Genomic DNA, 13071 nt, shown 5'->3' with positions numbered 1-13071 from the left:
CGACTACCAGCGGTAGTGCGCGAAGGCCTTGTTGGACTCGGCCATCTTGTGCGTGTCCTCACGCTTCTTGACCGAGGCGCCGAGACCGTTGGAGGCGTCGAGCAGCTCGTTCATGAGGCGTTCGGTCATGGTCTTCTCGCGACGGGCGCGGGAGTAACCCACGACCCAGCGCAGAGCGAGGGTGGCGGCGCGACCGGGCTTGACCTCGATCGGCACCTGGTAGGTGGCGCCACCGACACGGCGGGACTTGACCTCAAGCGTGGGCTTGACGTTCTCAAGCGCGCGCTTCAGCGTGATGACCGGGTCGTTGCCGGTCTTCTCGCGGAGGCCTTCCATGGCGCCGTACACAATCCGCTCGGCAGTGGAACGCTTGCCGTTGAGCAGAAGCTTGTTGATCAGCGACGTGACAAGAGGAGAACCGTAGACCGGGTCGATGATGACCGGGCGCTTCGGGGCGGGGCCCTTACGAGGCATTCTTACTTCTCCTTCTTGGCGCCGTAGCGGCTGCGGGCCTGCTTGCGGTTCTTGACGCCCTGGGTGTCAAGGGAGCCGCGGATGATCTTGTAGCGAACACCCGGCAGGTCCTTCACACGGCCACCACGCACGAGCACGATCGAGTGCTCCTGCAGGTTGTGTCCCTCACCCGGAATGTAGGCCGTGACCTCGATACCGGAGGTCAGACGCACACGCGCGACCTTCCGGAGGGCCGAGTTCGGCTTCTTCGGGGTGGTCGTGAAGACACGCGTGCAGACGCCGCGGCGCTGAGGGGATCCCTCAAGTGCGGGCGTCTTGTTCTTCTCGACCTTGTCCTGCCGGCCCTTCCGGACCAGCTGCTGGATCGTAGGCACTACTTCTCCGGTTTCTGTGTGCCGTCAGTGAAACTAACCTGGAACACCTCCGACCCACGCGGTCGGGTGTGTCGAATACTGCGTGGCCTCACCAAGGGCGAGGAGGGCGCAGATTACGGTGGCCGGTGCTCAAGCTCGCGTGCGGTTGAGGACACGCACAGGAGCCCAGGCACACCCCAGGCACAAGGTCTGAGCGTACCTACCTCATGGACTCCGGTCAAAACAAATGCCGGGCCCCCGACACGCCGGACATCCCGGACCCGCTCCCCACGGGCTCGGAGGGCCGGGAGAACGCTACTAGGGGCCCGGTCAGCCGCGGGAGGCGCCCAGGCCCGTCGGCCCCGGCCGAGCGCCTGAGAGACGCCGAAGGGCGCCCCACCCCGTACGCGACGGAGTGGGACGCCCTTCAGCAGACGTACGCCTTACTGGTTGTACGGACCGTAGTCGTAGTCCTCCAGCGGAACGGCCTGGCCGGAGCCCGTGCCGAACGGCGAGTAGTCGATGTCGTCGTAGCCGACGGCCGAGTACATCGCGGCCTTGGCCTCCTCGGTCGGCTCGACCCGGATGTTGCGGTAGCGGGACAGACCCGTACCGGCCGGGATGAGCTTACCGATGATGACGTTCTCCTTGAGGCCGATCAGGGAGTCCGACTTGGCGTTGATCGCCGCGTCGGTGAGGACCCTGGTCGTCTCCTGGAAGGACGCCGCCGACAGCCACGACTCGGTGGCCAGCGACGCCTTGGTGATACCCATCAGCTGCGGACGGCCGGAGGCCGGGTGGCCGCCTTCCGTGACCACACGACGGTTCTCGGTCTCGAACTTCGAGCGCTCCACCAGCTCGCCCGGCAGCAGCTCCGCGTCGCCGGACTCGATGATCGTCACGCGGCGCAGCATCTGCCGGATGATGATCTCGATGTGCTTGTCGTGGATCGACACACCCTGCGAGTTGTAGACCTTCTGGACCTCGCCGACCAGGTGGACCTGGACCGCGCGCTGACCGAGGATCCGCAGCACGTCGTGCGGGTTGGTGGCACCCACGGTGAGCTTCTGGCCCACCTCGACGTGGTCGCCCTCGCCCACGAGCAGACGGGCACGCTTCGAGATCGGGAACGGCGTCTCGTCGCTGCCGTCGTCCGGGGTGACGACGATCTTCTTGGTCTTCTCGGTCTCCTCGATACGGACGCGGCCGGCCGCCTCCGAGATCGGGGCGACACCCTTGGGCGTACGTGCTTCGAAGAGCTCGACGACTCGGGGCAGACCCTGGGTGATGTCGTCACCGGCCACACCACCGGTGTGGAAGGTACGCATCGTCAGCTGGGTACCGGGCTCACCGATGGACTGGGCGGCGATGATGCCGACCGCCTCACCGATGTCGACCAGCTTGCCGGTGGCCAGCGAGCGGCCGTAGCAGAAGGCACAGGTGCCGACCGCGGACTCGCAGGTCAGGACCGAGCGGGTCTTGACCTCCTCGACCCCGGCGGCCACGACGGCGTCGATCAGGACATCGCCCAGGTCGACATTTGCCGGCGCGATGACCTTGCCGTCGACGACGACGTCCTCGGCGAGCATCCGCGCGTACACGGACGTCTCGACGTCCTCCGCCTTGCGCAGCACACCGTCGGCGCCGCGCTCCGCGATCCGCAGCTTCAGACCGCGGTCGGTGCCGCAGTCCTCCTCGCGGATGATGACGTCCTGCGAGACGTCCACCAGACGACGGGTCAGGTAACCCGAGTCGGCGGTACGCAGGGCGGTGTCGGCCAGACCCTTACGGGCACCGTGCGTGGAGATGAAGTACTCCAGCACGGACAGACCCTCACGGAAGGACGCCTTGATGGGACGCGGGATCGTCTCGTTCTTGGCGTTGGACACCAGACCACGCATACCGGCGATCTGACGCATCTGCATCATGTTTCCGCGAGCACCCGAGTTGACCATCATGAAGATGGGGTTGGTCTTCGGGAAGTTCGCGTTCATCGCCTCGGCGACCTCGTTGGTCGCCTTGGTCCAGATCGCGATGAGCTCCTGCGTGCGCTCGTCCTTGGTGATCAGACCGCGCTCGTACTGCTTCTGGACCTTCTCGTCCTGCGCCTCGTAACCCTGGACGATCGCCTTCTTCGCCTCGGGCACGACGACATCGGAGATGGCGACGGTGACACCGGAACGGGTCGCCCAGAAGAAGCCGGCCGCCTTCAGGTTGTCGAGCGTCGCCGCCACGATGACCTTGGGGTAGCGCTCGGCGAGGTCGTTGACGATCTCGGAGAGCTGCTTCTTGCCCACCGAGTAGTCGACGAACGGGTAGTCCTCGGGCAGCAGCTCGTTGAAGAGCGCGCGGCCCAGGGTCGTACGCAGCCGGAACGGGTCCCCCTGCTGCCACGGCACCGCGGTGCCGTCCGTGTCGGCCTCCTCGGCGGCCGGCGGGGTCCAGCCGCGCGGCGGGATGGTGCCCACCGGGAAGCGGATGTCGACCTTCGCCTGGAGCGAGAGCTCCCGGTTGTCGAACGCCATGGTCGCCTCGGCGGTGGAGCCGAAGGACCGGCCCTCGCCGATGACCTTGCGCTCTTCCTCGTCCGTCGTGAGGAAGAACAGACCGAGCACCATGTCCTGGGTCGGCATGGTGACGGGACGGCCGTCGGCCGGCTTCAGGATGTTGTTCGAGGACAGCATCAGGATGCGGGCCTCGGCCTGCGCCTCCGCGGAGAGCGGCAGGTGAACGGCCATCTGGTCACCGTCGAAGTCCGCGTTGAACGCGGTGCAGACGAGCGGGTGGATCTGGATGGCCTTGCCCTCGACCAGCTGCGGCTCGAAGGCCTGGATGCCCAGACGGTGCAGGGTCGGCGCACGGTTCAGCAGCACCGGGTGCTCGGCGATGACCTCTTCGAGCACGTCGTACACGACCGTACGGCCGCGCTCGACCATGCGCTTCGCCGACTTGATGTTCTGCGCGTGGTTCAGATCCACCAGGCGCTTCATCACGAACGGCTTGAAGAGCTCCAGCGCCATGGCCTTCGGCAGACCGCACTGGTGCAGCTTGAGCTGCGGACCGACGACGATCACGGAACGGGCCGAGTAGTCGACTCGCTTGCCGAGCAGGTTCTGACGGAACCGGCCCTGCTTGCCCTTGAGCATGTCGCTCAGGGACTTCAGCGGACGGTTACCGGGACCGGTCACCGGACGGCCGCGGCGGCCGTTGTCGAACAGCGCGTCGACGGCCTCCTGCAGCATCCGCTTCTCGTTGTTCACGATGATCTCGGGGGCACCGAGGTCAAGGAGACGCTTGAGGCGGTTGTTGCGGTTGATCACACGGCGGTACAGGTCGTTCAGGTCGGAGGTCGCGAAGCGGCCACCGTCCAGCTGCACCATCGGACGCAGGTCCGGCGGGATGACCGGCACGCAGTCCAGCACCATGCCCTTGGGGCTGTTGCTGGTCTGCAGGAACGCGGAGACGACCTTGAGGCGCTTGAGCGCACGGGTCTTCTTCTGGCCCTTGCCGGTACGGATGATCTCGCGGAGGCGCTCGGCCTCCTCGTCCAGGTCGAAGGACTCCAGGCGCTTCTGCAGCGCCGCGGCACCCATCGAACCGTCGAAGTACGTGCCGAAGCGGTCACGCAGCTCGCGGTAGAGCAGCTCGTCGCCCTCCAGGTCCTGGACCTTGAGGTTCTTGAAGCGGTTCCACACCTCGTCGAGACGGTCGATCTCGCGCTGCGCGCGGTCACGCAGCTGCTTCATCTCACGCTCGGCGCCCTCGCGCACCTTGCGGCGCACATCGGCCTTGGCGCCCTCGGCCTCCAGCTCGGCCAGGTCGGTCTCGAGCTTCTTGGCGCGGGCTTCGAGGTCGGCGTCGCGGCGGTTCTCGACCTGCTGGCGCTCGACGGAGACATGCGCCTCCAGCGAGGGCAGGTCGCGCGTACGGCGCTCCTCGTCCACGAACGTGATCATGTACGCGGCGAAGTAGATGACCTTCTCCAGGTCCTTCGGCGCGAGGTCGAGCAGGTACCCGAGGCGAGACGGGACGCCCTTGAAGTACCAGATGTGGGTCACGGGCGCGGCCAGCTCAATGTGGCCCATCCGCTCACGGCGCACCTTGGCGCGCGTGACTTCCACGCCACAGCGCTCACAGATGATGCCCTTGAAGCGGACACGCTTGTACTTGCCGCAGTAGCACTCCCAGTCCCGGGTCGGACCGAAGATCTTCTCGCAGAAGAGTCCGTCCTTCTCGGGCTTGAGCGTGCGGTAGTTGATGGTCTCCGGCTTCTTCACTTCGCCGTGCGACCAGGTCCGGATGTCGTCCGCGGTGGCAAGGCCGATCCGCAGCTCGTCGAAGAAGTTGACGTCGAGCACTTGTCGTCAATCCCTCTTTCGGGGGTTCGAGCCCCTCGCGTCAGCGAGTAGATGGGGCACTTCAGCAATGGTCTGAACGGGTCCGGGGAGAGCCGGCCGGATACGGGATCCGGCCGGCGAACCCGTCAGACCTCTTCGACGCTGCTCGGCTCGCGCCGGGACAGGTCGATACCGAGCTCCTCCGCCGCGCGGAAGACGTCCTCGTCCGTGTCGCGCATCTCGATGGACATGCCGTCCGAGGACAGCACCTCCACGTTGAGGCAGAGCGACTGCATTTCCTTGATGAGCACCTTGAAGGACTCGGGAATGCCGGGCTCGGGGATGTTCTCGCCCTTGACGATGGCCTCGTAGACCTTCACGCGGCCGGTCACATCGTCGGACTTGATCGTCAGCAGCTCCTGGAGGGCGTACGCGGCGCCATAAGCCTCCAGCGCCCACACCTCCATCTCACCGAAGCGCTGACCGCCGAACTGGGCCTTACCACCCAGCGGCTGCTGGGTGATCATCGAGTACGGGCCGGTCGACCGCGCGTGCAGCTTGTCGTCGACCAGGTGGTGGAGCTTGAGGATGTACATGTACCCGATCGAGATCGGGTCCGGGAACGGCTCACCGGAGCGGCCGTCGAACAGGTGCGCCTTGCCGGACGGCTGGACCATCCGGTTGCCGTCGCGGTTCGGGATCGTCGCCTCGAAGAGACCAGAGATCTCGTCCTCACGGGCACCGTCGAAGACCGGGGTCGCGACATTGGTGCGGGGAGCGACCTCATCGGCGCCGATGGCCTTCAGCCGCTCCATCCACTCCTCGCTGCCCTCGACCTTCCAGCCCTGGCTGGCGAGCCAGCCGAGGTGGATCTCCAGGACCTGTCCCGGGTTCATCCGGGACGGGACACCCAGCGGGTTGAGGATGATGTCGACCGGGGTGCCGTCCTCCAGGAACGGCATGTCCTCGATCGGCAGGATCTTCGAGATGACGCCCTTGTTGCCGTGACGGCCGGCGAGCTTGTCACCGTCGGTGATCTTGCGCTTCTGCGCGACGTACACGCGAACCAGCTGGTTCACGCCCGGCGGCAGCTCGTCGCCCTCCTCGCGGTCGAAGACCCGTACGCCGATGACCTTGCCGGTCTCGCCGTGCGGCACCTTCAGCGAGGTGTCACGGACCTCACGGGCCTTCTCACCGAAGATCGCGCGGAGCAGTCGCTCCTCCGGGGTCAGCTCGGTCTCACCCTTGGGCGTGACCTTGCCGACCAGGATGTCTCCGGCGACGACCTCGGCACCGATCCGGATGATGCCGCGCTCGTCGAGGTCCGCGAGGACCTCCTCCGAGACGTTCGGGATGTCCCGGGTGATCTCCTCGGGGCCCAGCTTGGTGTCACGGGCGTCGACCTCGTGCTCCTCGATGTGGATCGAGGAGAGGACGTCGTCCTGGACCAGCCGCTGGCTGAGGATGATCGCGTCTTCGTAGTTGTGGCCCTCCCACGGCATGAACGCCACGAGGAGGTTCTTGCCGAGCGCCATCTCACCCTGCTGGGTGGCGGGGCCATCGGCGAGGACCTGGCTCTCGACGACCCGGTCGCCCTCGTTGACGACAACCTTCTGGTTGACCGAGGTGCCCTGGTTGGAGCGGGAGAACTTGGCGATGCGGTACGTGGTGTACGTGCCGTCGTCGTTGGCGACGGTGATGTAGTCCGCGGAGACCTCCTGGACCACACCGTCCTTCTCCGCCTTGATGACGTCACCGGCGTCGACCGCGCAGCGGTACTCCATGCCGGTGCCGACGAGCGGCGCCTCGGACGTGATCAGGGGCACGGCCTGACGCATCATGTTCGCGCCCATGAGGGCACGGTTGGCGTCGTCGTGCTCCAGGAACGGGATCATGGCGGTCGCGACCGACACCATCTGGCGCGGCGAGACGTCCATGTAGTCGACCTCGGTGCCGGGCACGTAGTCGACCTCGCCGCCACGACGGCGGACCAGGACGCGCGGCTCGACGAACCGCATGTCCTCGGAGAGCGTCGCGTTGGCCTGCGCGATGACGAAGCGGTCTTCCTCGTCGGCGGTCAGGTAGTCGACCTCGTCGGTGATCTGGCCGTCGGTGACCTTGCGGTACGGCGTCTCGATGAAGCCGAACGCGTTGATCCGGCCGTACGAGGCCAGCGAGCCGATCAGACCGATGTTCGGGCCTTCGGGCGTCTCGATCGGGCACATGCGGCCGTAGTGCGACGGGTGCACGTCACGGACCTCGAACCCGGCCCGCTCACGGGAGAGACCACCCGGGCCGAGCGCGTTGAGACGACGCTTGTGCGTCAGGCCCGACAGCGGGTTGTTCTGGTCCATGAACTGGGACAGCTGGCTGGTGCCGAAGAACTCCTTGATGGAGGCGACGACCGGCCGGATGTTGATCAGGGTCTGCGGCGTGATCGCCTCGACGTCCTGGGTGGTCATGCGCTCGCGCACGACGCGCTCCATACGGGCGAGACCCGTACGGACCTGGTTCTGGATCAGCTCGCCGACGTTGCGGATACGGCGGTTGCCGAAGTGGTCGATGTCGTCGGTCTCGACCATGATCGAGCGACCGGACTCGCCGACCGTCTCGGTCTCACCGGCGTGCAGCTTCACCAGGTACTTGATGGTGGCGATGACGTCGTCGGTGGTGAGCACGCCGGCGTCCAGCGGCTCGTCCGCGCCGAGCTTCTTGTTCACCTTGTAGCGGCCGACCTTCGCCAGGTCGTAGCGCTTCGGGTTGAAGTAGAGGTTCTCCAGCAGCGTCTGCGCGGCCTCACGCGTCGGGGGCTCGCCCGGACGCAGCTTGCGGTAGATGTCGAGCAGCGCGTCGTCCTGGCCCTGGGTGTGGTCCTTCTCCAGGGTGGCGCGCATGGACTCGTACTCGCCGAACTCCTCCAGGATCTGCTCGGTCGTCCAGCCGAGAGCCTTGAGCAGAACGGTCACGGACTGCTTGCGCTTGCGGTCGATACGCACACCGACCATGTCGCGCTTGTCGATCTCCATCTCCAGCCAGGCACCCCGGGACGGGATGATCTTGGCCGAGAAGATGTCCTTGTCGGACGTCTTGTCGATGGAGGAGTCGAAGTAGACACCGGGCGAGCGGACGAGCTGTGACACCACGACACGCTCGGTGCCGTTGATGACGAAGGTGCCCTTGTTCGTCATGAGCGGGAAGTCGCCCATGAAGACCGTCTGGGACTTGATCTCGCCGGTCTCGTTGTTGGTGAACTCGGCGGTGACGAAGAGCGGGGCGGCGTACGTGAAGTCGCGCTCCTTGCACTCGTCGATCGAGTTCTTCGGAGGCTCGAAGCGGTGATCGCGGAACGTCAGGGACATCGACCCGGAGAAGTCCTCGATCGGGGAGATCTCCTCGAAGATCTCCTCGAGGCCGGACTTGGTGGGGACGTTCTGTCCGCTTTCGAGAGCCGCCTCGACACGAGCCTTCCAAGCGGCGTTACCGAGCAGCCAGTCAAAGCTCTCGGTCTGCAGCGCCAGGAGGTTCGGAACCTCGAGGGGCTCCTTGATCTTTGCAAAGGAGATGCGCAGCGGGGCGGTGCTGGCACCGTTGTTCGTATTCGTGGTCGAGGCGTTGCGCGAGGCGGCCAAGAGGGGGTCCTTCCGAGGGCTCGGACTCACTACGCGCGTACCGGTCCCAAGCCGTGCACAGAGAGAGAAAGCCCAGATCAGGGCCGTTCACTCACCGATGCTCTTGCGAGGGGGTGCCCCTGGTGACGGGCAGGGAGCAGCTAACAGGCAGCGCAAAGGGTCAGTGTAGCCACTTGGCACACTGATGTCCAGAGCGGGTTTTCCGACACCCTCGTTTTTCTCAACACCCTTGTCTCAACTGCGGCAACTCAACTGCGGAAAGCCTCGCGCCGTAGGCGCACATCGATACTGCCCTCTTCGCCGTCGATCCATGCCTCGGATGCGGATCGATTGTGCCGACGCGTCCTGAGAATTGCGCGCTGCGTGCGGTTCGTCAAGGCCCTCGCCCCGCGGGGAAGGTCACGGGGCGTACGGAAGCACGGCGATGATCACGATACTCGCCGCGCGCCGAAGAGCAAGGCAGCCCCCACGGGGACGCGAAAGGGCGACCACCCGACTGGGTGATCGCCCTTCGCGTCAACACTGCGCCTCACGGCGCCGAGACTGCCTCCGTACGCCTACAGGCGGCCGGTGACGGACTCGTACGAGGTCACTTGACCTCGACGGAGGCGCCGGCGCCCTTGAGGGACTCGGCGGCCTTGTCAGCGGCCTCCTTGGCGACCTTCTCCAGGACGGGCTTCGGGGCGCCGTCCACGAGGTCCTTGGCCTCCTTGAGGCCCAGGGAGGTCAGCTCACGCACGACCTTGATGACCTGGATCTTCTTCTCGCCGGCACCCGTGAGGATGACGTCGAACTCGTCCTGGACCTCTTCGGCCTCGGCCGGGGCACCGGGGGCACCGGCGACCGGCGCGGCGACCGCGGCGGCGGCGGTGACGTCGAACTTCTCCTCGAACGCCTTCACGAACGCGGAGAGCTCGATGAGGGTCATGTCCTCGAACTGCGCGAGCAGGTCTTCCTGGCTGAGCTTCGCCATGATGGCGGTCCTTCCACTAATTCGGCTGGTGCCGTATGTACAGTTCCGCGGGCGTACCGGCCCGCTGCGACCGAGCGAGCGTGATTACTCGGAGTCGGCCTCGACGGGAGCCGGCGTACCGGCACCGCCCTGCTCTTCCTTCTTGACGCGAAGCGCTTCCGCGGTGCGGACGAACTTCGACGGAAGCGCCTGGAAGAGCGAGGCAGCCTGCGACTGCTTGCCCTTCATGGCACCTGCCAGCTTGGAGAGCAGAACCTCGCGGGACTCAAGGTCCGCGAGCTTCTTGATCTCGTCGGCGCTCAGCGCCTTGCCATCGAGGACGCCGCCCTTGATGACGAGATTCGGGTTGTCCTTGGCGAAGTCACGAAGACCCTTCGCCGACTCCACCGGGTCACCGGTGACGAAGGCAACCGCCGTCGGACCCGCGAAGAGGTCGTCCAGCGTGTTGATCCCGGCCTCGTTGGCCGCGATCTTGGTCAGCGTGTTCTTCACCACGGCGTACTGGGCGTTCTCACCGAGAGAACGGCGCAGCTCCTTGAGCTGCGCCACGGTGAGACCCCGGTACTCGGTCAGCACGGCGGCGTTCGAGCTGCGGAACTTGTCCGTCAGCTCGGCTACCGCGGCAGCCTTGTCGGGCCTTGCCATGAGCGTCGGCCTCCTTCCGGGTGATGAGGACCGCTCAGAAGGGGCTGGGCAAAACGAAACGCCCCGGCGCAGGCGCACGGGGCGTAGCTCGACCGAATGGAATCCGGGAGCTGTCCACTGTCACCTGCGCAGGTCGTCCGCAGCTAGCGGATCCTTCGGCCGCCGCACCCTCTTACGAGCACACGGCAACGACCAGCGGTCTTTGGCTTCCGGGGAAGAGTACGTGAGGAGGAGCGCGCCGGGCAAATCGGCTGCCCTGGCACCCGTACCGATGCCCGTACCGATGGACGAAAGCCGGTCCCCGCGCCTCCGGAGAGGTACGTGGACCGGCTTTCGTACGCGTGACCCGCGGCTGCCGTCAGTGTCAGACGGCGGCCGGGTCCTCCTCCACGAGGAGGTTGCGGGTGCGGTTGGCGTCCAGCGGGATGCCGGGGCCCATCGTCGTGGCCAGGGTCGCCTTCTTGATGTAGCGGCCCTTGGCGGCGGACGGCTTGAGACGGAGGATCTCCTCCAGCGCCGCGGCGTAGTTCTCGACCAGCTTCGTCTCGTCGAAGGAGACCTTGCCGATGATGAAGTGCAGGTTCGAGTGCTTGTCGACGCGGAACTCGATCTTGCCGCCCTTGATGTCGTTCACAGCCTTGGTGACATCGGGGGTGACGGTGCCGGTCTTCGGGTTCGGCATCAGACCACGCGGGCCGAGGACGCGGCCGAGGCGGCCGACCTTGCCCATGAGGTCCGGGGTGGCGACGACGGCGTCGAAGTCCAGACGGCCCTTCGAAACCTCGTCGATGAGCTCGTCGGCGCCGACGATGTCGGCGCCCGCGGCACGCGCGGCCTCGGCACGGTCACCGGTCGCGAAGACCAGGACCCGGGCGGTCTTGCCGGTGCCGTGCGGAAGGTTCACGGTGCCACGGACCATCTGGTCGGCCTTGCGCGGGTCGACGCCCAGCCGCATGGCCACCTCGACGGTGCCGTCGAACTTGGTGGTGGTGGTGTCCTTGGCGATACGGACGGCCTCGAGGGGGGCGTACGTACGCTCCCGGTCGACCTTGGCGTCCGCGCCGCGGAGAGCCTTGCTGCGCTTCACTTCATCTCCTGTGGTTCATCAGGTGTGGAGGTCGTGGTCCGGGCCGCGCATGGCCCTGCCACTGGGGCTTGCCCGGCTGGGTCAGCCCTCGACCGTGACGCCCATGGAACGGGCGGTGCCGGCGATGATCTTCTCGGCGGCGTCCAGGTCGTTGGCGTTCAGGTCGGGCATCTTGGTGGTGGCGATCTCGCGCACCTGGTCGCGGGTGAGCTTCGCGACCTTCTTGACGTGCGGCTCGCCTGAGCCCTTGTCCACGCCCGCGGCCTTGAGGATCAGCTTGGCGGCCGGCGGCGTCTTGGTGATGAAGGTGAAGGAGCGGTCCTCGTAGACCGTGATCTCCACCGGCACGACCATGCCACGCTGCGACTCGGTCGCGGCGTTGTAGGCCTTGCAGAACTCCATGATGTTGACGCCGTGCTGGCCCAGCGCGGGGCCGACCGGCGGAGCCGGGTTGGCCGCGCCGGCGCTGATCTGGAGCTTGATAAGCCCCGTGACCTTCTTCTTCTTGGGAGGCATTGCTCTCTCCGGGTCCTAGTGAGAGTTTTCAGCCAGCCGTCCGGTCATCCGGATGGAGGCATACCGCACAACGATAACGGGTATAGGTGCGCGGCCAAAAACCGACAGGTCAGACAGCTGTATGAGCCTGTCTGACCTGTCGGAAGCTGCTGTCGCGGGCGGGCGCCGGAGCGCACGCCGCCCGCTGGGTTCAGTTCTTCTGGATCTGGTCGAAGCTCAGCTCGACCGGGGTCTCGCGGCCGAAGATCTCGACCAGGCCCTTGACCTTCTTCGAGTCGGCGTTGATCTCGTTGATGGTCGCCTGGAGGGTGGCGAACGGACCGTCGGTGACGGTGACCGAGTCGCCGACCTCGAAGTCCAGCACCTGGACCTCGACCTTGCGGGACGGAGCGGGCTTGCCCTCGGCCTCCGCGGCCTCACGCGCGGCCTTCTCCTCGGCCTCCGGCGCGAGCATCTTGACGATCTCGTCCAGGGTCAGCGGGTACGGGTCGTAGGCGTTGCCCACGAAGCCGGTGACACCGGGGGTGTTACGGACGACGCCCCAGGACTCGTTCGTCAGATCCATGCGCACCAGGACATACCCCGGGAGCTTGTTCTGGCGAACGTTCTTGCGCTCGCCGTTCTTGATCTGGACGATCTCTTCCTCGGGGACCTCGGCCTGGTAGATGAACTCCTCGACGTTCAGCGAGACGGCGCGCTGCTCCAGGTTGGCCTTCACGCGCTTCTCGTAGCCCGCGTAGGTGTGGATCACGTACCACTCGCCGGGCAGCCCGCGGAGTTCCTCACGGAGAGCCGCGACCGGGTCGACAGGAGCCTCGGGCTCCTCGTCCGCTTCGTCGGCGGTCTTGTCCGCGGCGGCCTCGTCGGCGTCGTCCTCCGCGGGGTCGTCCTCGGCGTCCTCGATGTGGAGTGCGGCTTCCTCGGCCGGCTCGCCCGCGGCGACGTCAGCGGCTTCGGCCTGGTCTGGCTCGACAGCGTCCGCCGCCTCGACGATGCCGGTCTTGTCCTCGCGGGACTCCACCGACTCGCTGGCGTCGTTCAGTTTCGGGTCAGACAC

General features: G+C 66.3%; 9 protein-coding genes. All 9 read right to left on the bottom strand.

Going from position 1 to position 13071, the window contains the following annotated elements; all coding sequences use genetic code 11:
• Positions 1-3: 3 nt before the first annotated feature.
• The 9 genes from rpsG to nusG all read right to left on the bottom strand — a co-directional run bounded on the left by rpsG (position 4) and on the right by nusG (position 13071).
• Positions 4-474 (bottom strand): 30S ribosomal protein S7, encoded by a 471-nt coding sequence (rpsG, locus tag ACFRKB_RS07695; protein ID WP_030351427.1) that lies wholly within the window; start codon positions 472-474, stop codon positions 4-6.
• Between the two features lie 2 nt (positions 475-476).
• The gene (gene rpsL, locus ACFRKB_RS07690) at positions 477-848 is read right to left on the bottom strand and encodes a 30S ribosomal protein S12 (protein WP_003948652.1); all 372 of its coding nucleotides are present in this window, start codon (positions 846-848) and stop codon (positions 477-479) included.
• 422 nt (positions 849-1270) lie between these two features.
• The gene (locus tag ACFRKB_RS07685; RefSeq protein ID WP_249948339.1) at positions 1271-5185 is read right to left on the bottom strand and encodes a DNA-directed RNA polymerase subunit beta'; all 3915 of its coding nucleotides are present in this window, start codon (positions 5183-5185) and stop codon (positions 1271-1273) included.
• A gap of 125 nt (positions 5186-5310) precedes the next feature.
• The gene (rpoB, locus tag ACFRKB_RS07680) at positions 5311-8793 is read right to left on the bottom strand and encodes a DNA-directed RNA polymerase subunit beta (protein ID WP_383104160.1); all 3483 of its coding nucleotides are present in this window, start codon (positions 8791-8793) and stop codon (positions 5311-5313) included.
• Positions 8794-9382: 589 nt separating this feature from the next.
• On the bottom strand, positions 9383-9766 hold the full coding sequence (rplL, locus tag ACFRKB_RS07675) for a 50S ribosomal protein L7/L12 (protein WP_351396537.1): 384 nt from the start codon (positions 9764-9766) through the stop codon (positions 9383-9385).
• A gap of 84 nt (positions 9767-9850) precedes the next feature.
• Positions 9851-10411 (bottom strand): 50S ribosomal protein L10, encoded by a 561-nt coding sequence (gene rplJ / locus ACFRKB_RS07670; protein WP_030351421.1) that lies wholly within the window; start codon positions 10409-10411, stop codon positions 9851-9853.
• Between the two features lie 364 nt (positions 10412-10775).
• Entirely contained in the window at positions 10776-11498 is a 723-nt protein-coding gene (gene rplA / locus ACFRKB_RS07665) for a 50S ribosomal protein L1 (protein WP_365972388.1), read from the bottom strand.
• Positions 11499-11579: 81 nt separating this feature from the next.
• Positions 11580-12014 carry a 50S ribosomal protein L11 gene (rplK, locus tag ACFRKB_RS07660; RefSeq protein WP_030351419.1) on the bottom strand — a complete coding sequence of 145 codons (435 nt, stop codon included), beginning with the start codon at positions 12012-12014 and terminating at the stop codon, positions 11580-11582.
• A 190-nt stretch (positions 12015-12204) separates the two neighbouring features.
• On the bottom strand, positions 12205-13071 hold the full coding sequence (nusG, locus tag ACFRKB_RS07655) for a transcription termination/antitermination protein NusG (RefSeq protein WP_383104158.1): 867 nt from the start codon (positions 13069-13071) through the stop codon (positions 12205-12207).

The organism is Streptomyces scopuliridis, assembly GCF_042790125.1.
GTDB lineage: Bacteria > Actinomycetota > Actinomycetes > Streptomycetales > Streptomycetaceae > Streptomyces > Streptomyces scopuliridis_A.
Note: the sequence above shows the minus strand (reverse complement) of the source record. Positions and strands in the feature narration are given on the sequence as shown.

Bases quoted from the DNA above. Each gene is read 5' to 3' on its own strand.
- rplK (WP_030351419.1), bottom strand. From the start codon at position 12,014: ATGCCTCCCAAGAAGAAGAAGGTCACGGGGCTTATCAAGCTCCAGATC.
- rplL (WP_351396537.1), bottom strand. From the start codon at position 9,766: ATGGCGAAGCTCAGCCAGGAAGACCTGCTCGCGCAGTTCGAGGACATG.
- rpsG (WP_030351427.1), bottom strand. From the start codon at position 474: ATGCCTCGTAAGGGCCCCGCCCCGAAGCGCCCGGTCATCATCGACCCG.
- rplJ (WP_030351421.1), bottom strand. From the start codon at position 10,411: ATGGCAAGGCCCGACAAGGCTGCCGCGGTAGCCGAGCTGACGGACAAG.